The sequence below is a fragment of the Bradyrhizobium archetypum genome (assembly GCF_013114835.1).
Taxonomy (GTDB): Bacteria; Pseudomonadota; Alphaproteobacteria; order Rhizobiales; family Xanthobacteraceae; genus Bradyrhizobium; species Bradyrhizobium archetypum.
This window is the reverse complement of the sequence record NZ_JAAVLW010000001.1, coordinates 519,499-542,144: the sequence shown is the minus strand read 5'-3', so window position 1 is coordinate 542,144 and position 22,646 is coordinate 519,499. Positions and strand designations below refer to the sequence as shown.

19 protein-coding genes are annotated in these 22,646 nt (G+C 62.9%); 12 read left to right on the top strand and 7 right to left on the bottom strand.

Going from position 1 to position 22,646, the window contains the following annotated elements; genetic code table 11:
• Positions 1-2 precede the first annotated feature (2 nt).
• The 6 genes from HCN50_RS02425 to HCN50_RS02400 all read right to left on the bottom strand — a co-directional run bounded on the left by HCN50_RS02425 (position 3) and on the right by HCN50_RS02400 (position 7,552).
• Positions 3-1,808 (bottom strand): gamma-glutamyltransferase family protein, encoded by a 1,806-nt coding sequence (locus tag HCN50_RS02425; RefSeq protein WP_171708005.1) that lies wholly within the window; start codon positions 1,806-1,808, stop codon positions 3-5.
• 103 nt (positions 1,809-1,911) lie between these two features.
• Complete coding sequence (locus tag HCN50_RS02420) at positions 1,912-2,910, bottom strand: ABC transporter ATP-binding protein (RefSeq protein ID WP_171708004.1); 999 nt, start codon at positions 2,908-2,910, stop codon at positions 1,912-1,914.
• On the bottom strand, positions 2,907-3,890 hold the full coding sequence (locus HCN50_RS02415; protein ID WP_171708003.1) for an ABC transporter ATP-binding protein: 984 nt from the start codon (positions 3,888-3,890) through the stop codon (positions 2,907-2,909). Before HCN50_RS02415 ends, HCN50_RS02420 begins: the two co-directional genes overlap by 4 nt.
• The gene (locus HCN50_RS02410; RefSeq protein WP_171708002.1) at positions 3,887-4,858 is read right to left on the bottom strand and encodes an ABC transporter permease; all 972 of its coding nucleotides are present in this window, start codon (positions 4,856-4,858) and stop codon (positions 3,887-3,889) included. The genes HCN50_RS02415 and HCN50_RS02410 overlap by 4 nt, the downstream gene beginning before the upstream one ends.
• A 12-nt stretch (positions 4,859-4,870) precedes the next feature.
• A complete protein-coding gene (locus HCN50_RS02405; protein WP_171708001.1) occupies positions 4,871-5,851 on the bottom strand; it encodes an ABC transporter permease in 981 nt (326 codons plus the stop codon).
• Between the two features lie 105 nt (positions 5,852-5,956).
• Entirely contained in the window at positions 5,957-7,552 is a 1,596-nt protein-coding gene (locus tag HCN50_RS02400; protein ID WP_171708000.1) for an ABC transporter substrate-binding protein, read from the bottom strand.
• 189 nt (positions 7,553-7,741) lie between these two features.
• Here HCN50_RS02400 and HCN50_RS02395 point away from each other — a divergent pair, with 189 nt between their 5' ends.
• The 7 genes from HCN50_RS02395 (at position 7,742) to HCN50_RS02365 (ending at position 17,077) form a co-directional block, all read left to right on the top strand.
• The gene (locus HCN50_RS02395; protein ID WP_171707999.1) at positions 7,742-8,995 is read left to right on the top strand and encodes an NAD(P)/FAD-dependent oxidoreductase; all 1,254 of its coding nucleotides are present in this window, start codon (positions 7,742-7,744) and stop codon (positions 8,993-8,995) included.
• A gap of 98 nt (positions 8,996-9,093) precedes the next feature.
• Positions 9,094-9,348 (top strand): DUF6489 family protein, encoded by a 255-nt coding sequence (locus tag HCN50_RS02390; RefSeq protein WP_171707998.1) that lies wholly within the window; start codon positions 9,094-9,096, stop codon positions 9,346-9,348.
• Between the two features lie 66 nt (positions 9,349-9,414).
• Entirely contained in the window at positions 9,415-10,149 is a 735-nt protein-coding gene (locus HCN50_RS02385) for an esterase/lipase family protein (protein ID WP_235976757.1), read from the top strand.
• A gap of 153 nt (positions 10,150-10,302) precedes the next feature.
• Positions 10,303-11,847, top strand: coding sequence for a WS/DGAT/MGAT family O-acyltransferase (locus HCN50_RS02380; protein WP_171707997.1), 1,545 nt, complete (start codon positions 10,303-10,305; stop codon positions 11,845-11,847).
• Between the two features lie 9 nt (positions 11,848-11,856).
• Positions 11,857-12,852 (top strand): alpha/beta fold hydrolase, encoded by a 996-nt coding sequence (locus tag HCN50_RS02375; RefSeq protein ID WP_171707996.1) that lies wholly within the window; start codon positions 11,857-11,859, stop codon positions 12,850-12,852.
• Positions 12,853-12,981: 129 nt separating this feature from the next.
• Positions 12,982-16,221, top strand: a complete 3,240-nt coding sequence (locus HCN50_RS02370) for a bifunctional cytochrome P450/NADPH--P450 reductase (protein WP_171707995.1) — start codon at positions 12,982-12,984, stop codon at positions 16,219-16,221.
• A gap of 181 nt (positions 16,222-16,402) precedes the next feature.
• Entirely contained in the window at positions 16,403-17,077 is a 675-nt protein-coding gene (locus HCN50_RS02365; protein WP_171707994.1) for a spermidine synthase, read from the top strand.
• A 56-nt stretch (positions 17,078-17,133) separates the two neighbouring features.
• On the opposite strand, the gene HCN50_RS02360 is transcribed toward HCN50_RS02365, so the two are convergent.
• Positions 17,134-18,048 (bottom strand): alpha/beta fold hydrolase, encoded by a 915-nt coding sequence (locus tag HCN50_RS02360; RefSeq protein WP_171707993.1) that lies wholly within the window; start codon positions 18,046-18,048, stop codon positions 17,134-17,136.
• Positions 18,049-18,214: 166 nt separating this feature from the next.
• On the opposite strand from HCN50_RS02360, the gene HCN50_RS02355 reads away from it, so the two are divergent.
• From HCN50_RS02355 to HCN50_RS02335, 5 genes are all read left to right on the top strand, one after another.
• Positions 18,215-18,598: a hypothetical protein gene (locus HCN50_RS02355; protein WP_171707992.1), complete on the top strand. Its 384-nt coding sequence runs from the start codon at positions 18,215-18,217 to the stop codon at positions 18,596-18,598.
• Positions 18,595-19,677: an alpha/beta fold hydrolase gene (locus HCN50_RS02350; RefSeq protein ID WP_171707991.1), complete on the top strand. Its 1,083-nt coding sequence runs from the start codon at positions 18,595-18,597 to the stop codon at positions 19,675-19,677. Before HCN50_RS02355 ends, HCN50_RS02350 begins: the two co-directional genes overlap by 4 nt.
• Complete coding sequence (locus tag HCN50_RS02345) at positions 19,674-20,267, top strand: GNAT family N-acetyltransferase (RefSeq protein ID WP_171707990.1); 594 nt, start codon at positions 19,674-19,676, stop codon at positions 20,265-20,267. The genes HCN50_RS02350 and HCN50_RS02345 overlap by 4 nt, the downstream gene beginning before the upstream one ends.
• Positions 20,268-20,522: 255 nt before the next feature.
• On the top strand, positions 20,523-20,999 hold the full coding sequence (locus HCN50_RS02340) for a phasin (protein ID WP_171707989.1): 477 nt from the start codon (positions 20,523-20,525) through the stop codon (positions 20,997-20,999).
• Between the two features lie 220 nt (positions 21,000-21,219).
• On the top strand, positions 21,220-22,506 hold the full coding sequence (locus tag HCN50_RS02335) for a DUF445 domain-containing protein (RefSeq protein WP_171707988.1): 1,287 nt from the start codon (positions 21,220-21,222) through the stop codon (positions 22,504-22,506).
• Positions 22,507-22,646: the final 140 nt, after the last annotated feature.

Below are 22,646 nucleotides of genomic sequence, written 5' to 3'. Positions count from 1 at the left end.
GACTATCGTCCCGCCGCGTAGCCCTGCATGCCCCGGGGATTGGCGGCGGCGCGGCGGCGGCGGCCAACTTTGGAGGCTGCCGTGAGGCGGCCTTCCGACCATTCGGGGCCGATTTCGACGACATGGCCGCGGCTCTTCAGCGTATCGACGGCGGCCTTCGGCACCCGGCTTTCGAGTACCAGCACGCCGGGTCGCGCGGTGCGCGGCCAGAACGAGATCGGGAAATGTTCGGAATGCCAGGCCGGCGCGTCGATCGCTTCCTGAAGGTTCAGTTTCGCATGGACATGGCGCAGGAAGAACTGCGTCGTCCATTGATCCTGCTGGTCGCCGCCGGGCGAGCCCCAGGCCATGTACGGCTCGCCGTCGCGCAGCGCCATGGTGGGGGAGAGGGTAGTGCGCGGCCGCTTGCCCGGCGCGAGTGCGGCCGGGTGATCTTCCTCCAGCCAGAACATCTGGGCGCGGCTGCCGAGGCAGAAACCGAGCTCCGGAATGACCGGCGAGGATTGCAGCCAGCCGCCGGACGGCGTTGCCGACACCATGTTGCCGGCCTGATCGATAATGTCGAAATGCACGGTGTCGCCGCGCACTTCGCCGAACCGGCCGACGGTCGGCTCGCCCGCGCCCATAGCGCCGACCGCCTCGCGATGGCCTTCGGCACGGCGCAGTGTTACGACCGAGCCAAATCCTTCGACCGAGCCAGGGATGAAATCCAGCGAGGCCTTGTCTTTCGAGATCAGCTTGCGGCGCTTGTCGTTGTAGGCATCCGACAGCAGGGTCGCGATCGGGATGTCCGTGAATTTTGGATCGCCGTAGAATTTTTCGCGATCGGCGAAAGCAAGCTTGGCGCATTCGATCTGCAGGTGGATGAAGTCGGGACCGGCGGGATCGAGTCCGTCGAGCTCGAAGCCTTTCAATAGCGCAAGCTGTTGCAGCATGACCGGACCCTGGCTCCAGACGCCGGGCTTGCAGACTGTGTAGCGGCCGTAGTCGTAGGTCAGCGGCGCCTCGACGGTCGGCTGCCAGTGCGCCATGTCGTCGGCGCTGAGCACGCCGCGATGTGGCGAGCCCGAGACATCCATCACGTCCTGCGTGCGGCAGAACTTGTCGATGGCTTCCGCCACGAACCCCTGCGACCAGGATTTTCGCGCCCGCTCGATCTGCGCGACACGATCGCCGCCGGCGCTTTCCGCTTCCTTGAGGATGCGGGCGTAGGTTTCCGAGAGCTGCTTGTTGGTGAAGAGCGTGCCGGGCCGGGGCACTTCGTTGTTCGGCAGGTAGACCGCCGCCGAGGTCGTCCAGTGCTTCCTGAACAACTGCTCGACCACCTGGATCGTCGCGGATGCGCGCTCGACCAGCGGGTAGCCGTCGCGCGCATAGGCGATCGCGGGCTCCAGCACTTCGCGCAGCCGCATCGTGCCGTAGTCGCGGAGCAGCAGCATCCAGGATTCGAACGTGCCGGGCACGCAAGCCGCGAGCAGGCCGGTGCCGGGCACCATCTCCAGGCCCTCGCTCTTGTAATGCGCAATCGTGGCCTTCGCGGGCGCAGGTCCCTGGCCGCAAATCACTTCGGTGCGGCTGCGTTTGACGTCGTGGACGATGATCGGCACGTCGCCGCCGGGGCCGTTCAGATGCGGCTCTACCACCTGCAGCGTGAAGGCGGTGGCGACACCGGCATCGAAGGCGTTGCCGCCTTTTTCCAGAATGCACATGCCGACGGCGGTCGCGATCCAGTGCGTGGACGTGACCACGCCAAAGGTGCCTTCGATTTCCGGCCTGGTGGTGAACGGATCGGGATTGATGTTGCTCATGGGAATCCAATGCCGGGCTGGTATCGCGGTAACGGTGCACTTGACCACAGCGGAGGCTGGATGCCAACCGCTGGGATGCCACGCATTGCTCCCATCCCCGTGATCATACCGCGGCGGCGGTCTCAACCGGATGGTTGACGGCATGGCAGGCGACACCATCGATCAGCTCAGGCGTCTGCTTGCGGCACAGGTCGAACGCCAGCGGGCAACGCGGATTGAAGGCGCAGCCGGGCGGCGGGTCGATCGGGTTGGGGATCTCGCCTTTGACCGGAATGCGCTGACGTCCGGACATCGCCAGATCCGGAACCGCCCCGAGCAGCATCTTGGTGTAGGGCATTCGCGGATACGCGAACAGCTCGCGCCCTTCGGCAATCTCCACGATGCGGCCGAGATACATCACGCCGATCCGGGTCGCCATGTGGCGGACCACCGCGAGGTTGTGGCTGATGAAGAGATAGGTCAGGCCGAACTTATCCTGCAGGTCGCGCATCAGGTTGAGGATCTGCGCCTGCACGGAAACGTCGAGCGCCGAAGTCGGCTCGTCGCAGACGATGAATTCGGCTTCCGACGCCAGCGCGCGCGCGATCGCGATGCGCTGGCGCTGGCCGCCGGAGAATTCATGCGGATATTTCAGCCCATCATCGGGATGCAGTCCGACCAGGCTCAACAGTTCGCCGACCCGCGCCGCGATGTCGCGCTCGCCCTGGATCAGGTCGAAGGCGCGGATCGGCTCGGAGACGATGGCATCGACCCGGAAGCGCGGATTGAGGCTCGCATAGGGGTCCTGGAAGATCATCTGGATGCGGCGGCGCAACCGCTGCCGTGCCTGGGCCTGCCGGGCGTCGGTCATCGACACGCCGTCGATCATGACGTCGCCGGAGCTCGGCGGCAGCAATCCGACAACCATTCGCGCCACGGTCGTTTTGCCCGAACCGGATTCGCCGACGAGCGCAAAAGTCTCGCCCTTCTTGATATCGAAGGTCACGCCGTCGACAGCCTTGAGGAATTCGAGATGACCGCCTTCGAGGACGCGGTTGAGCCACGGCTTCGAGACGTCGAACACGCGGCGTAGATTTCTTACATCGACAAAGGAGGCCGTCATGCCGCGGTCTCCTTGGCGGTGTCGTAGAGATGGCAGGCCACCGCATGCGAGCCCTGCTTGAGCGGCTCCGGCCGGTCGACACGGCAGCGGTCGAACGCAAAGGCGCAGCGCGGATTGAACGAGCAGCCGGGCGGGATCGCCGAAAGGCGCGGCATCGAGCCCGGAATTTGCACCAGGCGTTTTTCTTCGCCGGCCAGTGTCGGAATCGCGCCCATCAGGCCCTTGGCGTATGGATGCAGTGGGTTCTGTACCACATCCTGCACCGGGCCGATCTCGGCGATTCGGCCCGAATACATCACGGCAACACGGTCGGAGGTCTCGGCGATCACGCCCATGTCGTGGGTGACCAGCATGACCGCGGTGCCGTGGTCGCGGCCGAGCCGCTTGATCAGCGAGATGATCTGCGCCTGCACGGAGACGTCGAGCGCGGTGGTCGGCTCGTCGGCAATGATCAGTTCCGGCTCGGCGCAGATCGCGAGCGCGATCACGACTCGCTGGCGCATGCCGCCGGAGAATTCGTGCGGATAGGCGTCGATGCGCTTGTCCGGCGCGGGGATGCCGACTTCGGCCAAAAGGTCGATGGCGCGTTTACGCGCGGCCGTCTCGGAGAGATTGAGGTGTGTGCGGATCGTCTCCACGATCTGGTCGCCGATCCGGTAGAGCGGATTGAGGCTCGTCAGCGGATCCTGGAAGATCATGCCGATCCGTTTGCCCCTGACCCGGCGGATTTCTTCCGGCGGCAGATGGTCGATGCGCGTTCCCGACAGATAGATCTCGCCGCCCGAGATGCGGCCGGGCGGGTCGATCAGCCCGATCACGGCAAGGCCAGTGACGGACTTGCCCGCGCCGGACTCGCCGACCACGCCGAGCACTTCGCCCTTGGCAATATCGAAGGATACGCCGTTGATGGCGCGCAGCGTGCTGCGGCGGGTGAGGAATTCCACCTCGAGGTTGCGTACGGAAAGGACAGGAACGGTCATCGGAGCTTTGGATTGAGTGCGTCGCGCAGCCAGTCGCCGAGCAGGTTGATCGAGAGGATCAATCCCGCGAGCGCAAGGCCGGGGAAGGCGACGATCCACCATTCGCCGGCGAACAAATAGTTGTTGCCGATCCTGATCAGGGTGCCGAGCGAAGGCATCGTGTCGGGCATGCCGGCGCCGAGAAACGACAGCGTCGCCTCGGTGATGATGGCGAGTGCGAGATTGATGGTCGCGATCACCAGAATTGGACCCATCGCGTTGGGCAGCACATGGCGCAGCATGATCTTGGGCGCGGGCAAGCCGATCAACTGCGCCGCGGCAACATAGTCCTTGTTCTTCTCGACCATGACCGAGCCGCGCACCGTGCGGGCATATTGCACCCAGAAGCTCAGGCCGATCGCGATCACCAGCACGCCAAGCGTACTCATCGCGTCGAGCCGGTTGCCGAGCACGGATTTGGCAACGCCATTGACCAATAGCGCGATCAGGATCGCTGGGAAGGTGAGCTGCACGTCGGCGATGCGCATGATCAGCCCGTCGACGGCGCCGCCGACATAGCCCGCGATCAATCCGAGCGTGATGCCGAGCGTACCGGCTAGGATGACGCCGAGCACGCCGACCACGAGCGATATCCGCAGGCCGTACAGAATGGCGGAGAACACGTCGCGGCCCTGTTCGTCGGTGCCGAGCAGGAACGGGGTCTGACCCTCGGCGGTCCAAATCGGCGAAATCCGCGAGTTCATCAGTTGCAGTTGCGCCGGATCGAACGGATTTTGTACCGCGAGCTGCGAGGCAAAGATCGCCAGCAGAAAGAACAGAACGGTTATCGCCGCGGCGACCATGGTCATTCGCGAACGGCGGAACGAATAGAAGATGTCGCTATCGAGCGCGCGCCGCAGCCAGTTCGTTCCGGCGCGCGCTGTTGGCGTGTTCGGCTCAACTCGGTGCGGGACCACGGCATCGGACATTGGATGTCTCGCTTACGCCGGACGGCGTATCGTCGAGCGCAGGCGCGGATCGACGACGGTATAGAGGATGTCGACCACCAGATTGATGGTGACGAAAATCAGCGACACCATCAGCAGGTAGGCCGCCATAATCGGGATATCGACATTTTGCACGGCCTGCACGAACAACAATCCCATACCGGGCCATTGGAAGACGGTTTCGGTGATGATCGCAAATGCAATTACCGAGCCAAACTGCAAGCCGGCGACCGTGATGACGGGAACCAGCGTGTTCTTCAGCGCATGGCCAAAATGGATCGCGCGCGTGGTCAGGCCGCGGGCGCGGGCAAAGCGAATATAGTCGGTACGGAGCACTTCCAGCATTTCAGCGCGCACCAGCCGCATGATCAGGGTCATTTGGAACAGACCGAGCGTGATCGAGGGCATGATCAGAGCCTTCAGCCCGGAAAGGGTCAGCAGGCCAGTCGTCCACCATCCGATCCGCACCACGTCGCCGCGGCCGAATGAAGGCAGCCAGCCCAACGTCACGGAAAACAGATAGATCAGGAGAATGCCGATCAGGAAGGTCGGCAGCGAGATTCCGATCAGCGACACCGCCTGGAAGAATTTTGTGAGAATCGTATCGCGTCGCAGCGCCGAATAGACCCCCATCAGGATGCCGAACACCATGGCGAGAACCGTGGCGCAGGCGGCGAGTTCCAGCGTCGCCGGCATTCGCTCCATCAAGAGATTCGAGACTGGCTGGCGGAACTGATAGGACACCCCAAACTTGAACTGCGCCGCATTGCCAAAATAGCGGGCGAATTGCACCGGCACGGGATCATCGAGGCCGAGCGATTTGCGCACCGCCTCGCGCTCGGCCGCCGGTGTATCCAACGAGACGATCTGGTTGACCGGGTCGCCGGCGAACCGGAACATCGAGAACGCGATGACGCCGACCGCGATCATGACGCCGATGGCCTGGATAGCGCGGCGAAGAGTGAAAGCGAGCATGGATTCCTTTCACTGCTCTCTTGTGCGGGCGGCGGACGTCGCTGTCGCCTCGAAAAGAAAAGTCCCGGAAGCCACCAAGCCGCCGGGACCTGTGTTGACGCCTGGTTAGTCCTGTTTGGTCGCCCAGTACAGCAGGACCTGATTGTCAGCGCGCTGGCTTAATTTGACTTTCTTCGACACGCCCCACGCCAGCGCCTGCTGGTGCAGCGGGATGTATGCGAAGTCCTTGGCCGCAATCTCGAATGCTTGCTTGATCAGGAGGTCGCGCTTGGTGGTGTCGGATTCCTGCAGAACCTTATCGGTCAGTTCGTCGAGCTTCTTGTTGCAATAGCCGCCAAGATTGGCTTCACCACGCGCCGATTTCGGATCGTCGCGGCAGCCCATGATGTCGAACAGGACGTTGTGGGAATCGAGTGTGCCGGGCGTCCAGCCGAGCAGGTAGAACGAAGTCTGATAGCCGCCGGGCTTCAGCACCTTGGCGAAATATTGCGCCTTGGGCTGCGCCAGCAGCGTCACCTTGACGCCGATACGGGCGAGCATGCCGACGACGGCCTGACAGATCGCGGCGTCGTTGACGTAGCGGTCGTTCGGGCAGTCCATCGTGACCTCGAAACCGTCGGGATAGCCGGCTTCGGTCAGAAGCTTTTTCGCGCCGTCGGGGTCGAATTTGGGTCGCGTGAAGTCGCCGGACAACTTGAACAGTTGCGGGGCGATCATCAGCGCCGAGGGCGTCGAGAGGCCGCGCATGACGCGGGTCTTGATCAGCTCGACATCGATGGCCTTGAAGAAGGCCTCGCGCACCTTGACGTCCTTGAACGGGTTCTTGCCCTTGACGTTGGAATAGAGCAGTTCGTCGCGCACCTGATCCATGCCAAGGAAGATGGTGCGGATTTCCGGCCCCTTCAGCACCTGGGCGCTGGGGCTGGAGTCCACCCGCGTGATATCCTGGATCGGCACCGGCTCGACAACGTCGACTTCGCCCGAGAGCAGCGCTGCAACGCGCGTGGCATCGGAGCCGATCGGGGTGAAGACAATTTCCTTGAGGTTATGCTCTGGCTTGCGCCACCAGTTCGGATTGGCCTTGTACACGGTCTTCACGCCAGGCTGATGGCTCTCGACGGTGAAGGGGCCAGTGCCGTTGGCGTTGAGCGAGGCAAAGCTCGGCGCGGTGGCAGCGGCAGGCGTGGGCTCGACGGCGTTGTTCGCCTCGGCCCACTTCTTGTCCATGATGTACCAGGTATCCCATTGCGAATTCAGAATGGGATTTGGCGAGGTCAGGATGAAGTCCACGGTGTAGTCGTCGACCTTGACGACCTTGGCGTCGGCCGGAATACGGGTCTGCAGGTTCGAGCCTTTTTTGCGAACGCGCTCCGCGGAAAATACGACGTCGTCGGCGGTGAAGGGGTCGCCATTCTGGAATTTCACGCCCTTGCGCAGATGGAACCGCCAACGGGTAGGCTCCGGGGTTTCCCAGCTTTCGGCCAACGCTGGAACGATCTTCAAGTCTTTGTCGCGGGCGATCAGACCTTCATAGACATGGCCGAGGTGGGCATGCGTGGTGGTTTCGTTCAGCGTGTAGGGGTCGAGCGATTTGAGGTCGCCCTGATTGGCGTAGCGCAGGCTCTGGGCCGATGCCGGCGCCATTGCCAGGGCAAGGATGGAAGCCGTGGCCGCTGCAAGCAAAGTCTGACGTGCCGACATTTGTTCGATTTCCCGCTTTTGATCAGCAATTTCCGGCGGATATTGCCGAGCCAATTTGCCAGAGTCCAGTCACCGCGCAAGCATCATTATCCCGCACTGCGTGCCGGTTTGCGCGGCGGTGCGGCAAAGTCTAGGTTGGACCTTAAGACCTGCGCAGGAGTGCGTGACATTGAACCTTCGGAGTGCCGGATGGCGGAACTAAAGGCCGACGTTCTCGTCCTGGGTGCGGGCATGGTCGGCGTTAGCGCCGCTCTGCACCTGCAGAAGCGCGGTCGGAACGTGGTTCTGATCGACCGGCACGAGGTCGCCGGCGAGGAGACAAGTTACGGCAATGGCGGCTTGATCGAATGCGCCTCGGTCTTTCCCTACATGTTTCCGCGGGATGTCGGCGAGATCCTTCGCTATGCGTTCCTGCGCGCGCCGCAGGTGCGTTACCATTTCAGGGATCTGCCGGCGTTCCTGCCATGGTTGGCACGGTATTTCTTCGCCTCGTCGCCGGAGCGTGCACTGCACAGTGCGATGGCCGAATTGCCGCTGATCCAGCGCAGCCTGATCGAGCATGAGGCGCTGATTGCGGAAGCCGATGTGCCGGAGTTGTTGCGGCGGACCGGCTGGATCAAGCTGTTTCGCTCGGAGGCGACGCTGGCGGGTGCGCTGCGGGATCTTAAGCGCGCCGGCGAACATGGGGTCACGGGTGAGGTGCTGGATGGGGCTGCGGTCATCGCGCGCGAGCCTCATCTGACCGGCGATTTCAGCGGGGCGATCCATTTTCCCGCACCGGGATTCGTACCTGATCCCGGCGGGCTCGCCAAGGCCTATGCGGCGCTGTTCGGCCGCAAGGGCGGGCGCTATCTGGTCGGCGACGCCCGAACGCTCGAGCAGTCCAGCGGACGATGGCGGGTGGCGACGCTGGAAGGCTCTATTACGGCCCGCGACGTCGTGGTGGCGATGGGGCCGTGGTCCGACCAGATCTTTGCGCCGCTCGGCTATTCGATTCCGCTTCAGGTCAAGCGCGGCTATCATTTGCACGTCAGGCCGCGCGGCAACGCGGTCTTGAATCATCCCGTGCTGGACACCGATCTCGGTTTCCTGCTGGCGCCGATGAACCGCGGCATTCGACTGACGACCGGCGCGGAGTTTGCCCACCGTGATGCGCCGCCGACGCCGGTCCAGGTTGAGCGGGCCCTGCCGCGGGCGCATCGATTGTTTCCGCTGGGCGAGCCCGTCGATACCAAGCCCTGGATGGGCGCGCGGCCATGTCTGCCGGATATGCTGCCGGTTATCGGCAAGGCGCCACGCCATAGCGGGCTGTGGTTCGATTTCGGTCATCAACACCACGGCCTGACGCTCGGACCCGCCACCGGCCGCCTACTGGCCGAAATGATGACCGGCGAGACCCCGTTTGCCGATGTCAGGCCGTTTGCCGTCGAACGCTTTGATTGACCATATCGGGAATTGAGGGAGGCGGGATCCGGGTCTTTTCCTTGCGCAATCAGGGTCATCGTGGCGATACTACAAGGAAGCCAGCAAGAGGAGCGGTCATGAAAGTTAACGTCGAAATCGATTGCACGCCGCTGGAGGCCAGGCAGTTCTTCGGATTGCCCGACGTCTCGCCGATGCAGACCGCCGTCATGGACAAGATGCAGCAGCAGGTGATGGCCAATATCGAAAAGGTTTCTCCGGAATCGCTGATCCAGAGCTGGTTCACGTTCGATCCGAAGATCGCCGAGCGGTTCCAGGATATGTTCGTGACCATGGCCGGCCTCGGCGGCCTGGGTCAGAAGGACAAGAAGTAAGTGGCGATCGCGGAGGGCGGCGCGGCAACAGAAGAGCAGCGGCTTCGGCCGCCGAGCCTGTTTCTTATGCTGGCCGAGACGCGGGCGCTGTTCGAGCTGAACTCGAGCCTGCTGTTGTCGCCGCTCTTGTTGCGCGCGCCGAAGGGCGACGGGCATCCGGTGCTGACGCTGCCGGGCTTTCTCGCCAGCGACATTTCAATGGCGCCGATGCGCCGCTACCTGAAAGAACTCGGCTACGATGCCTATGCCTGGAACATGGGCCGCAATTTCGGCGGCGTCGCTTCCAAACGAGGTGTGCTGCGCGACCTTCTGTGGCGCATTTATGAATCGACCGGTCGCAAGGTCAGCCTTGTCGGCTGGAGTCTCGGCGGCGTCTATGCGCGTGATCTTGCGCTGCAGATGCCGGAGATGGTGCGCTTGGTGATCACGCTCGGCAGCCCGTTTGCCAACGACATTCGGGCGACCAACGCCACGCGGCTTTATGAGGCGCTGTCGGGGGAGACCGTCGACGACAATCCGGAAATCCGCCTGGCAATCGCAGGTGACCTGCCAGTGCCGGCGACCTCGATCTATTCTCGGACCGACGGCATCGTGAACTGGCACACCAGCCTGCTGCGTCCCTCGAAGACCGCTGAAAACATCGAGGTGTACTTCGCCAGCCATATCGGGCTTGGCGTCAACGCCGCAGCATTGTGGGCGGTGGCCGACCGCCTGGCGCAGGCGGACGGCGAATTTAAGCATTTTGACCGGTCCGGACCATTTGCCATTGCCTATGGCCCCCCTGAAAATGCAGAATCCTGAGCCAACGCTCTGAGCCAAGGGCATGATCCCCGATTCCTTCCCGCAATGGATGCGGGATAGCTAGCGGTTCTCGGATATGCTCCAATAACAAAGACATTCCAGACGCCAGAAGCGCCGCCAAGGCGCCGCGTTTTTCTACTGCGGGAGGAAAATATGGCGGACGCCAAGAAGCTGTCTTCGCTGGACGCGTCGTTTCTGTATCTGGAAACGCCGGAAATGCCGATGCATGTCGGCAGCATGGCGATCTTCCGCCTGCCTGAGGATTACAAGGGCGACTTCTTCGAAGAGTTCAAGGCGATGATCGCCTCGCGGCTGCACATCGCGCCGATCCTGAAGGCCCGCCTGGAGAAGGCGCCGCTCGATATCGATCATCCGTCCTGGGTCGAGGACGACCAGTTCGACATCGACCGCCACATCTTCCGCGCCAGCCTGCCGGAGCCGCGCGACCGCGCGACGCTGGAGCGTATCGTCGGCTGGATGCATGCCAAACTGCTCAACCGCGCCCGCCCGCTTTGGGAGTTCTATGTCTTCGAAGGCATGAAGGACAACGAGATCGGGCTGTATTCCAAGATGCACCATGCCTGCATCGACGGCGGCGCGGGCGCAGCACTCACCAGCATGATCTACGACGTCACGCCGGTACCGCGCCAGGTCGATCCGCCGACCGCGCGCAAGGTGGCGCAGGAGCCGCGCGACATCGCCGCCAACCTGATCGATTCCTACCAGCAGCTCTGGACGCAGCCGTTCGACGCCAAGGCTGCGCCCACGAGTCTCGAATTGCCGCGCACGGGAAAAAGCGATCTCGGCTCGATCCTGTTCGACAACGCCATGTTCCAGATCGAGACCGCGGTGAAGTTTGCCAGCAGTATGCCAACCATGCTGAAGTCTTTATCTGACGTGGTCGGCAAGATTTCGGATCCGAAGTCGCGCGACAGCCTGGCCAGCATGGCCTCGCCGCCGACCATCCTCAACAAGACGATCTCGTCGGAGCGCAGCTTTGCCGGCGTCTCGATCTCGCTGTCGCGCGCGAAAGCGCTGGCGAAAGCCTCCGGCGGCAAGCTCAATGATGTCGTGCTGGCGCTGTCTTCCGGCGTGGTGCGCCGCTATCTGATCAGCCAGGGCGGGCTGCCGAACAAATCCTTGACGGCGGCGGTACCGATCTCGCTGCGCGAGGAGGGCAATGCCGATGCCAATAATCAGGTGTTCGGCATGATCTGCTCGATCGCCACCAATGTCGACGATCCCAAGACGCGGCTGGAAACCATCATCGCGCAATCCACCAAGTCGAAGGAGATGTCGCATCCGCTGCGGGCGTTGATGCCGCAAGTCTCCAATCTCTCGATGCTGGGCGCGCCGATCGTGACCCAGATCCTTGCGTTGCTCTACAGCCGCTCCAACCTTTCCGACGTGCTGCCGCCGGCGGCCAACATCACCGTATCCAACGTGCCTGGCCCGCGGCAGACGCTGTATGCGGCCGGAGCCGAGCTCCTGCACATCTTCCCGGTGTCGATCTCAACCCATGGCATCGCCCTCAACATCACCGTGCAGAGCTACCGCGATCAGCTCGATTTCGGCTTCATCGCCGGCGCCAACATCATTCCGCATGTGCAAATTCTCTGCGACATGCTTCCAACCGAATTTGAAGCGCTGGAGGCAGCGTTCGTGCCGCCGCCCCGCATGACCAGCGCCGCTGAATAGGGGCCTGCCATGATTGAGATGCCGCCGCTGCAATTCGCCGAGGTGAACGGTATTCGCATGGGCTATTACGAGGCGGGGCCCAAATCCGATAAGCCGCCGGTCATTCTCTGCCACGGCTGGCCCGAGCTTGCGTTTTCCTGGCGTCACCAGATCAAGGCGCTGAGCGAGGCCGGCATCCGGGTGATTGCGCCGGATCAGCGCGGCTACGGCGCGACCGACCGGCCCGAGGCGGTCGAGGACTATGACATGGAGCATTTGACCGGCGACCTCGTCGGTCTGCTCGATCACCTCAAGATCGACAAGGCGATCTTCGTTGGCCACGACTGGGGCGGCTTCGTCGTCTGGCAGATGCCGCTGCGCCATCTCGATCGCGTCGCCGGAGTCGTCGGCGTCAACACGCCGCATTGGGATCGCGCGCCGGCCGACCCGATCGAGCTGTTTCGGCAGCGCTTCGGCGACAACATGTACATTGTGCAATTCCAGGACCCCGGCCGCGAGCCTGACAGGATTTTCGGAAGCCGGGTCGAGCAGACGTTTGACGCGTTCATGCGCAAGCCGGTGGCGCGGCCTGCCGGTACGCCGGAGGAGCAGCCGATTGCCGGTGTCGGCGCGTCGGCGCGACTCAATCTGGCGTTTCCGCAGATGATCGCGAACTACGATGCCAAGCACGATCCGCGCACGCCGATCCTGTCGCCGGAGGAAAAGCAGGTATTTGTTGATACCTTCACCAAGACCGGCTTCACCGGCGGTATCAATTGGTACCGCAATTTTTCCCGCAACTGGCAGCGCTCGGAAGGACTCGATCATACCGTTCGGGTGCCGTCGCTGATGATCATGGCCGAGAACGATGCGGTGCTGCCGCCGTCGGCCACTGCCGGCATGGAGAAGCTGGTGCCGGACCTCGAGAAGTATCTCGTGCGTGACAGCGGCCATTGGACGCAGCAGGAAAAGCCGGACGAAGTCAGTAGCAAGCTGATCGAGTGGCGTAGAAAAAGATTTGGGTAGGTCCGCATAACCAGCCGTCATTGCGAGGAGCGCAGCGACGAAGCAATCCATTCTTTCGTTTTTCCGAGCGATGGATTGCTTCGCTTCGCTCGCAATGACAGTTGAGGCAGGCAGGGAGACACTTCGACAATGGCGTCCAGCAATAAACTCGCTCCGATCCCGCATCCGCCGAAAAAGCCCGTCGTCGGCAACATGCTGTCGCTGGACCCCAACGCGCCGGTGCAGCATCTGGTCAAGCTCTCCAAGGAGCTCGGGCCGATCTTCTGGCTCGACATGATGGGCGCGCCGATCGTCATCGTGTCCGGCCATGACCTGATCGACGAACTCTCCGACGAGAAGCGTTTCGATAAAACCGTGCGCGGCTCGCTGCGCCGCGTCCGCGCCGTCGGCGGCGACGGGCTGTTCACGGCCGATACTACCGAACCGAACTGGAGCAAGGCCCACAATATCCTGCTGCAGCCGTTCGGCAACCGCGCGATGCAATCCTATCATCCGAGCATGGTCGACATCGCCGAGCAGCTCGTCAAGAAATGGGAGCGGCTCAACCCCGACGACGAAATCGACGTCGTGCAGGATATGACGGCACTGACGCTCGACACCATCGGATTGTGCGGCTTCGACTATCGCTTCAACTCGTTCTACCGCCGCGACTATCACCCGTTCGTGGAAGCGCTGGTGCGCTCGCTCGAGACCATCATGATGACCCGCGGCCTGCCGCTGGAGAATCTGTGGATGCAGAAGCGGCGCAAGACGCTCGCCCAGGACGTCCTCTTCATGAACAAGATGGTCGACGAGATCATCGCCGAGCGCCGCGGCAATGCGGAAGCTGCCGAGGGCAAGAAGGACATGTTGGGCGCCATGATGACCGGCGTCGATCGCACGACCGGCGAGCAGCTCGACGACATCAACATCCGCTACCAGATCAACACCTTCCTGATCGCGGGCCACGAGACCACCAGCGGGCTGTTGTCGTGCACGATCTACGCGCTGCTCAAGCATCCCGAGGTGCTGAAGAAGGCCTACGAGGAAGTCGACCGGGTGCTCGGGCCCGATGTCAATGCCAAGCCGACCTATCAGCAGGTCACGCAGCTCACCTATATCACGCAAGTTTTGAAGGAAGCGCTGCGGATGTGGCCGCCGGCGCCGGCCTACGGCATCACGCCGCTGCAGGACGAGACCATCGGCCGTGGCAAGTACAAGCTGAAGAAGAACACCTTCATCACGGTTCTGGTGATGGCGCTGCACCGCGATCCCAGCGTCTGGGGTCCGAACCCGGACGTGTTTGATCCCGAGAATTTCAGCCGCGAGGCGGAGGCCAAGCGTCCGATCAATGCCTGGAAGCCGTTCGGCAATGGCCAGCGCGCCTGCATCGGCCGCGGCTTTGCAATGCATGAGGCGGCGCTGGCGATCGGCATGATCCTGCAGCGCTTCAGGCTGGTCGACGTGCATCGTTACCAGATGCACCTGAAGGAAACGCTCACCGTGAAGCCGGACGGCTTCAAGATCAAGGTGCGGCCGCGCCCCGACAAGGACCGTGGCGCCTTTACTGGACGCGCGGCGGTGGCCGCAGCCGCCTCCAACGCGGCAGCGCCGCAGGCGCGCACCCGTCCGGGCCACAACACGCCGCTTTTGGTGCTCTATGGCTCTAACCTCGGCACCGCCGAGGAGCTGGCGACGCGGGTCGCCGACCTCGCCGAGGTCAACGGCTTCGAGACCAGGCTTGGCGCGCTCGACGACTATGTCGGCAAGCTGCCGGAGCAGGGCGCGCTCTTGATCTTCTGCGCCTCCTACAATGGCGCGCCTCCCGACAACGCCACGCAGTTCGTCAAATGGCTGGACAGCGGCCTGCCGAAAGATGCGTTCGCCAAGGTGCGCTACGCCGTGTTCGGTTGCGGTAACAGTGACTGGGCCGCGACATATCAATCGGTGCCGCGCATGATCGACGAACAGTTGACCGCGCATGGTGCGCGCAGTCTCTATGGGCGCGGCGAGGGCGATGCCCGCAGCGACCTCGACGGCCAGTTCGAAAGATGGTTCGCGGCCGCCGCGCCGGCCGCGATGAAGGAACTGGGTGTCGATTCCGGTTTCGCCCGCAGCGCCGACGACGCGCCGCTTTACTCGATCGAGCCGGTAGCGCCATCGACCGTTCACGCCATCGTGGCGCAGGGCGGCGTCGCGCCGATGAAGGTGCTGGTCAATTCCGAACTGCAGAACAAGGCCGGTGCCAATCCGTCCGATCGCTCGACCCGCCATGTTGAAGTGCAACTGCCGCCCGGCATCACCTTCCGCGTCGGCGACCATCTCAGCGTCGTGCCGCGCAACGATCCGGCGCTGGTCGATTCCGTCGCGCGCCGATTCGGCTTCCTGACGGCCGATCAGATCCGGCTGCAGGTCGCGGAGGGCCGGCGCGCGCAACTGCCGGTCGGTGACGCCGTCTCGGTCGGACGTCTCTTGACCGAATTCGTCGAACTGCAACAGATCGCGACCCGCAAGCAGATCCAGATCATGTCGGAGCACACCCGCTGCCCCGTCACCAAGCCGAAGCTGCTCGCCTATGTCGGCGACGATGCCGCGTCCACGGAGCTTTATCGTTCGGACGTTCTCGCCAAGCGCAAATCGGTATTCGACCTTTTGGAGGAGTATCCGGCCTGCGAGTTGCCGTTCCACGCCTATCTCGAAATGCTGTCGCTGCTGGCGCCACGCTACTATTCGATCTCGTCGTCGCCTTCGCTCGATCCGGCGCGTTGCAGCATCACTGTCGGCGTAGTCGAGGCGCCCGCAAGCTCCGGCCGCGGCGTCTACAGGGGCGTCTGTTCGAACTATCTCGCCGGCCGCCGCGTCGGCGACAGCGTGCATGCGACCGTGCGCGAGACCAAGGCCGGCTTCCGCCTGCCTGATGATCCCTCTGTGCCCGTGATCATGATTGGCCCCGGCACCGGGCTTGCGCCGTTCCGCGGTTTTCTGCAGGAGCGCGCGCACCGCAAGGCGCAAGGAGCGAAACTTGGCCCCGCGATGCTGTTCTTCGGCTGCCGCCATCCCGAACAGGATTTCCTCTACGCCGACGAAATGAAGACCTTTGCGGCCGACGGCATCGCCGAGCTGCACACCGCGTTCTCGCGCGCCGACGGACCGAAGACCTATGTGCAGCATCAGGTGACGGCGCAGAAGGATCGCGTCTGGAGCCTGATCGAGCAGGGCGCGATCGTCTATGTCTGCGGTGACGGCGGCAAGATGGAGCCGGACGTCAAGGCGGCGCTGGTTGCAATCTATCGCGAAAAATCCGGCGCCGACGCCGATGCCGGACTGCGCTGGATCGACGATCTCGGCACCAGGAATCGCTACGTGCTGGATGTGTGGGCGGGCGGGTAAGACTCGCGCTGTTTTCGTCCTCCGCGAAAGCGGGGGACCCAGTACGCCCTGGCGGTCGTGAAACGGCGCGAAGCAATCCCGGTCTCTGGAATACTGGATCGTCCGGTCAAGCCGGACGATGACAGTTGTGCTCTGTTCGCGACGATAATCAATCGTGAGCCGATCATGCTAAAAGCCGAGCATGATTCGCTGGGAAAAAATCGACGCCGCCCGCATTCCCGGCTCGGACGAAGAACTCCGCCTGATGCGCCGCGGCACCGAGTTCTCGATCAAGCTCGGCAGCAACGAGCTGATGAACAGCCGCCTCTCGGGCTCCGAGGAGGCACTGGCAACCCTTGCGGCGAAAAGAATCGAGAAGGTCGCAAGCCCGCAAATGCTTATTGGCGGCCTTGGCATGGGCTTTACATTGCGCGCCGCCCTAGCAGTCCTCGGCAGCAAGGCAAGAATCGTGGTGGCGGAGCTGGTTCCGGCCGTCGTTGCCTGGGCGCGCGGCCCGATGGCGGAAATTTTTGGCGACAGCCTGAATGATCCGCGCGTGACCATCAGGGAAGGCGATATCACGGCGATGATCCGGTCGCGCCGCGGGGCGTTCGACGCCATTCTCCTTGATGTCGATAACGGGCCGGAAGGGTTGACCCGCAAGGCCAATGATGCGCTCTACAACGCGACCGGATTGAAAGCGGCGCACGCGGCGTTACGGCCGGGCGGCGTGCTGGCAGTTTGGTCTTCGGGACCAAACGCGCCCTTCACAAGGCGCCTTCGCGCCGCGGGCTTCGATGTCAACGAGGTCAATGTCCGCGCTACCGGTAGCGGCCGTGGCGTACGGCATCTGATCTGGATCGCGACGAAGGCCTAACGCGTTCGATGACCATCTCCGCTGTCGTCCCTGCGAACGCAGGAGCGAGGGAAGGATCACGCCGCCTTCGCCGCCGCGCCATGCGCGTGCTTGTCGATCGCGTCGATGATCTGCGGCCACATCGGGATCGGCAGCGCGTGGCCCATGCCTTCGATCATCAGGAGCTTTGCGCCTGATATCGAGGCTGCAGTGTCCTTGCCGCCGTCGGGGTGGACCAGCGGATCGACGGTACCGTGAATAACGAGCGTCGGAATTCTCACATGACGCAACCGTTCCTTGCGGCTTCCCGAGGCCAGCACCGCGCGCAACTGCCGGGCAACGCCGGCCGGATTGAGGCCGCGCTCATAGGTGCGCGCAGCGCGGGCGGGATCGAGCGCCTCGTCTTCCGGAAACGAGCCGACGCGCAGCACTTTCCAGGTCTTGGCGAAACGCTCGAAATATTCTTCCTTGGTCCGCGGCGGCGGCGCCATCAGCACGGCGGCGGCCTCGCGCGTCGGCGGCGGTATTTTGGGGTTTCCCGTGGTCGACATGATCGAGGTCAGCGAACGCACCCGCTGCGGGAACGAGAGCGCGATTTCCTGTGCGATCATGCCGCCCATCGACGCGCCGACCAGATGCGCCGACTTGATGCCGAGCACGTCCATCAGGCCGACAGTGTCCTTGGCCATGTCGATCAGCCTGTAGGTCGACGCGACCGGGATTTTCAGAAACCGCTGTTTCAGCAGCTCGAACGCGGTCAGGCGCTTGCCGCCGGAGAAATGAGAGGATTTGCCGATGTCGCGATTGTCGAAGCGGATGACGCGAAAGCCGCGCGCGGCGAGCTGGCGGCAGAAGTCGTCGTCCCAATGGATCATCTGGGCGCCGAGCCCCATGATCAACAGCAGCGGTTCCGCGGCCGGGTCGCCGAATATCTCGTAGCAAATGTCGATGCCGTTGGCGCGAGCAATCTGTGGTAGCTGATGGGCGAGCATCGCGTGTGTCTTCCCTTCGGTGATACCAGGCTTGAGTAACTATGGCATGGTTTCCCGCACCGCAGAAGAGTTGGCAGCGGTTGACCGGCCCGCCGCAACGGTGTGGTATGGGGGCAATCAAAGCGAAGCGCGGCAAGCGCTCGTAACCGTGAGGGAGAGGGCGCCTATGGCCGACAAAGGCAACGATCCTGCCGTGATCTGGCAGACCATGATCGGGGAGATGGAAAAGGGATTCAACGCCTTTGCCAACCAGGCGATGTCCTCGCCTGAATTTTCCAAGGCAATGAATCAGGTCGGCGGCGCCACCGCGGGCGCGCAGAAGCAGCTCGGCGAGCTGATGGAGAAATATCTGCTGGCGATGAACCTGCCGAGCCGGGCGCAGCTCGTCGGCATGGCCGAGCGGCTGCAGTCGATCGAGAGCCAGCTCAACGAAATCAAGGCGCTGTTGCATCAGGTGCACCGCAATTCGCTGGCGCCGGAGGGCGGTTATGGCGCGACCCCGCGACCGCCGCGCACCAAGCGGCCGCCCTCGGAGGGAGAGCAGAAATGAATGCTGCCGCGGGCCTCGATTTCGCTTCGATCTCCGAGCGGGTCCAGTCCGAGGTGCAGCGTGCGATCCAGCGCAGCATCAAGGGTGTCGAATATTTCTCCACCTCGGGGCCCTCGCTCGGCTCGACGCCGAAGGACATTTTGGCCGTCCGCGGCACCATGAACCTCTATCACTACCGGCCGGTCGCGGATGAAATCTACCGCGTGCCGATCCTGATCGTGATGGCGACCACCAATCGCGGCTACATCCTCGACATGGTCCCGGGCCAGAGTTTTATCGAGTTTCTGTTGAAGCGCGGCTACGACGTCTACATGCTGGACTGGACCGCGCCGAAGCCCGAAGAGAAATCCTTGCGGATGGAGGACTACGTCCTCGACTTCATTCCGGATTGCGTCCGCCGCGTGCAACAGGATTCCGGCGAGAAGGACGTCAGCATTATCGGCTATTGCTTCGGCGGCGTGCTGTCGCTGCTCTACGGCTCGATCTTCCACGACGGCCCGATGAAGAACCTGATCTGCTTCACCACGCCGATCGATTTCCGCGAGATGAAGCTGTTCCAGAATTTTTCGGATCGGCGCTACTTCGATGTCGACCGGCTCGTCGACAGCGTCGGCAACGTCCCGCCCGAAATGATCCTGTCTTCGTTCGAAATGCTGCGGCCGGCGTCGCGCACCGTCAGCCAGGTGCAATTGTGGGAAAACATCTGGAATGACGAATACGTCAAAGCTTACCGGATGATGGATCGTTGGGGCACGGACACCTTGCCGCTGGCCGGCGAGTACTTTCGCGCCATTACCAAGGACCTGATGTGGGACAACAAGCTCTACAACGACACCATGTCGGTCGGCGGGCGCGCGGCTGAACTTTCCAGCATCAAGGTGCCGATCCTGCATGCGGTCGCCGAGCACGATCACATCGTGCCCTATGACGCCGCCAAGCACCTCATCATGAAAGTCGGCTCCACCGATAAGGAAGAGGTGATGCTGAAGGGCGGTCACGTCAGCCTCGTCGCCGGCGCCAACGCCATCAAGCGGCTGTGGCCGAAACTGGATTCCTGGCTAGGTAAGAGATCAACATGAGCGAAACACGTTCCTATCCGCGCCACGTCAAGACCGACGCCGGCGACATCGAATTTCGCCTGATGGCGCGCGCCGACGAGGCTGCCGTGCTGGCATTTGCGCAACAGCTCCCAACCCACGATTTGCTGTTCCTGCCGCGCAACATCAGCCAGCCAAAGGTGCTGTCGGCCTGGATCAACGAGATCGAGCGCGGTGCCATCGTCAGCCTGCTGGCGGTGAAGGACGGGACGGTGGTCGGTTGCGGCACGCTGGTGCGCGATCCCCATTCCTGGTCCCCCCATGTCGGCGAGATCCGGATGGTGGTGTCGCTCGACGTCCGCGGGCAGGGGGTTGGCCGGGCGCTGTCGCAGGAGACCTTTGCACTGGCGCTGGGCGCTGGCCTGGAAAAGCTGTCGGTGCAGATGACGGTCGACCAGCAGGCGGCGATCGCCCTTTTCGAGAGCCTCGGTTTCCGGGCCGAGGCCCTGCTGCGCGACCATGTCCGGGATGTCGACGGCAAGAAGCATGACATTGTCGTGCTCGGGCACAATGTGGCGCAGGTGCGGGCACAGATGGAAGCCTATGGGCTGCCCGGGGCGGTCCAGCACTAACGGCGCCAGGGCTCCGGACAAAAACTCGTAAAACAACCCCATGCAAAGTAGGCCGGACGGCACCATACTAAAGTGGAACTTTTGCTGTTTCGTTGGGCAAAACGCCCACCCCTCAGGCTGATCACAAACTCGTGATATCGCGACGCAACATAAATGTTGCATCGCACCATTAACTATGGCACAACACGCGTGCCCCGGGCCAATCCGGACGGGGTGAGCCCCGTTGCTCAAAACCTGAGGATGGAGAGACCCCCAATGACCACCGAAACCAATTCCGTGCTGAACACCGTCAAGGAAGCCTTCGCGCCCGTCACCGAGGCGTTCACCAAGCTCCAGAACCTGGAAGTTCCGGAAGCCGCCCGTGAGTTCGTGAAGAAGCAGGCCGAGACCGCCAAGGAGCGCGCTGCCGACGCCTATGCCGGCTCCGAGAAGGTCACCGCCGCCATCGAGACCGCCGTTGCCGGTTCGGTCACCGAGGCCGCCAAGATCAGCCGCAACATCCAGCAGGCGATTTACCAGGACGCGGAAGCGTTCTTCGCCGGCATCGACAAGCTCGCTTCGGCCAAGTCGCTGAGCGAAGCCGCCCAGATCCAGTCGGACCTGGTTCGTGCGCGTGGCGAAGTGCTCGTCTCGCGGGCGAAGGCCACCACCGAGTATCTCGGCAAGCTCGTCGCCGACGGCGCCAAAACTGCGCAGGATAACTTCACCAAGGTCTATTCCAAGACCGCTTGATGGCGTCCGCCTGACAAGTGCCGTTTCGAAGGCCCGCTTTTTGCGGGCCTTCTTTTTGTCGGTCGTCGACATAGATCAACGTTGCATCCTCCTCCGTCATTGCGAGGAGCGTAAGCGACGAAGCAATCCATCTTTCCGTTCGCGGTGAGATGGAGTGCTTCGCTGCGCTCGCAATGACGGAGTACGCTGACCCAGGCGCGAATCTCCGCCGAAAGCCGCCATGACCCTTCCCGCCGCCTTCGCGATCGACACTCCCGGCGACGCGACCCGCACCGCCGAGCTGCGGCGCGTGAAGTTGTTGGCGACGTCCGTGCTGGCGGCGACGTTTGTGAGCTTTCTCGCCGCAAGAGCGCTGCTGCCGGTCCATCCGGTTTTCGGCTTCATCGCGGCCTTTGCCGAAGCCGCCACGATCGGCGGCCTTGCCGACTGGTACGCCGTGGTGGCGCTGTTCAAACGGCCGCTGGGACTGCCGATCCCGCATACCGCGATCATCCAGAGCAACCAGCACCGCATCGCCGACAAGCTCGGCGAATTTATCGAAGTGCACTTCCTTGAAGCGGCGCCGGTCGAAGCAAAATTGCGGCAGATCGATTTCGGCTCATTCATCGCCGACTGGCTGCGCGACCGCAAGCGCAGCGAGGATCTCGCACGCTTTGCGCTGCGGCTGCTGCCCGAAGCAGTCGCCGCGACCGAGAATTCCGGGCTGATGACCTTCGTCAGCCGCCGCATCACCGCGCAATTGATGGCGATCGATCTGGCGCCGCTCGCTGCAGGCACCTTGCGCACCTTCGTAAAGGAAGGCCGCCACCAAGGCCTGCTCGACGATCTCCTGCGCGGCGTGCATGAGACGATGACGACGGCCGAGACCATGGCCATGATCCGCGAGAAGATCCGCAATGAGCTGCCGACGCTCTTGAGGCTCTATCGCGCCGACAAGTTTCTCGTGAACAAGATCGTCGCATCGGCCACCGCGTTCTTCGAAGAAGTTCGCAACGATCCCGCGCATCCGTTCCGCGGCGAGTTCGATCGCATGATCCTGACATTCGTCGATCGGCTCGGCACCGATCCGGCCTATGCCGAGCGCATTGCCGGGTTGAAGCGCGATCTCCTGGCGCGGCCCGAACTGACCAGCCTTGCGCGCCACATTTGGGAGAACACGCGCGCGTTCTTCGAGCGCAGCGCCTCGGGCGAGACCCAGGTGCTGCAGCAATATCTGGTGCGCGTGTTCATGGAGGCCGGCGAGGCGCTGGCGGGCGACCCCGAGCTGCGCACCGAAATCAATCAGGGGCTCGTCGCCGTGCTGCGCACGGTAGTCGCCGAACAGAAGAGCGGCGTCTCCACCTTCATTTCGGACCAGGTGAAATCCTGGGACATGGGGCAGTTGATCTCGCTGATCGAAATCAACATCGGCCGCGACCTGCAATACATCCGCTTCAACGGCTCGCTGATCGGCGGGCTTGCAGGGCTGGCGCTGTACATCCTCGAATACCTGCTGCGGCTGCTGTGACCAATTAATCACGTCAACGCTTTCATTATCTCAAGTGTGATCTGGCCCGCTTGCCAGCGCGAAACCGGCTCCCTAGCTTTTTATGGAACCGTGTTGCATTGCGGAACGATTCTAACGCGCTAGCGTACTGATAACCGAAC

Coding starts and splice junctions, on each gene's coding strand:
- HCN50_RS02425 (WP_171708005.1), bottom strand. CDS start 1,808: ATGAGCAACATCAATCCCGATCCGTTCACCACCAGGCCGGAAATCGAA.
- HCN50_RS02420 (WP_171708004.1), bottom strand. CDS start 2,910: ATGACGGCCTCCTTTGTCGATGTAAGAAATCTACGCCGCGTGTTCGAC.
- HCN50_RS02415 (WP_171708003.1), bottom strand. CDS start 3,890: ATGACCGTTCCTGTCCTTTCCGTACGCAACCTCGAGGTGGAATTCCTC.
- HCN50_RS02410 (WP_171708002.1), bottom strand. CDS start 4,858: ATGTCCGATGCCGTGGTCCCGCACCGAGTTGAGCCGAACACGCCAACA.
- HCN50_RS02405 (WP_171708001.1), bottom strand. CDS start 5,851: ATGCTCGCTTTCACTCTTCGCCGCGCTATCCAGGCCATCGGCGTCATG.
- HCN50_RS02400 (WP_171708000.1), bottom strand. CDS start 7,552: ATGTCGGCACGTCAGACTTTGCTTGCAGCGGCCACGGCTTCCATCCTT.
- HCN50_RS02395 (WP_171707999.1), top strand. CDS start 7,742: ATGGCGGAACTAAAGGCCGACGTTCTCGTCCTGGGTGCGGGCATGGTC.
- HCN50_RS02390 (WP_171707998.1), top strand. CDS start 9,094: ATGAAAGTTAACGTCGAAATCGATTGCACGCCGCTGGAGGCCAGGCAG.
- HCN50_RS02385 (WP_235976757.1), top strand. CDS start 9,415: ATGCTGGCCGAGACGCGGGCGCTGTTCGAGCTGAACTCGAGCCTGCTG.
- HCN50_RS02380 (WP_171707997.1), top strand. CDS start 10,303: ATGGCGGACGCCAAGAAGCTGTCTTCGCTGGACGCGTCGTTTCTGTAT.
- HCN50_RS02375 (WP_171707996.1), top strand. CDS start 11,857: ATGATTGAGATGCCGCCGCTGCAATTCGCCGAGGTGAACGGTATTCGC.
- HCN50_RS02370 (WP_171707995.1), top strand. CDS start 12,982: ATGGCGTCCAGCAATAAACTCGCTCCGATCCCGCATCCGCCGAAAAAG.
- HCN50_RS02365 (WP_171707994.1), top strand. CDS start 16,403: ATGATTCGCTGGGAAAAAATCGACGCCGCCCGCATTCCCGGCTCGGAC.
- HCN50_RS02360 (WP_171707993.1), bottom strand. CDS start 18,048: ATGCTCGCCCATCAGCTACCACAGATTGCTCGCGCCAACGGCATCGAC.
- HCN50_RS02355 (WP_171707992.1), top strand. CDS start 18,215: ATGGCCGACAAAGGCAACGATCCTGCCGTGATCTGGCAGACCATGATC.
- HCN50_RS02350 (WP_171707991.1), top strand. CDS start 18,595: ATGAATGCTGCCGCGGGCCTCGATTTCGCTTCGATCTCCGAGCGGGTC.
- HCN50_RS02345 (WP_171707990.1), top strand. CDS start 19,674: ATGAGCGAAACACGTTCCTATCCGCGCCACGTCAAGACCGACGCCGGC.
- HCN50_RS02340 (WP_171707989.1), top strand. CDS start 20,523: ATGACCACCGAAACCAATTCCGTGCTGAACACCGTCAAGGAAGCCTTC.
- HCN50_RS02335 (WP_171707988.1), top strand. CDS start 21,220: ATGACCCTTCCCGCCGCCTTCGCGATCGACACTCCCGGCGACGCGACC.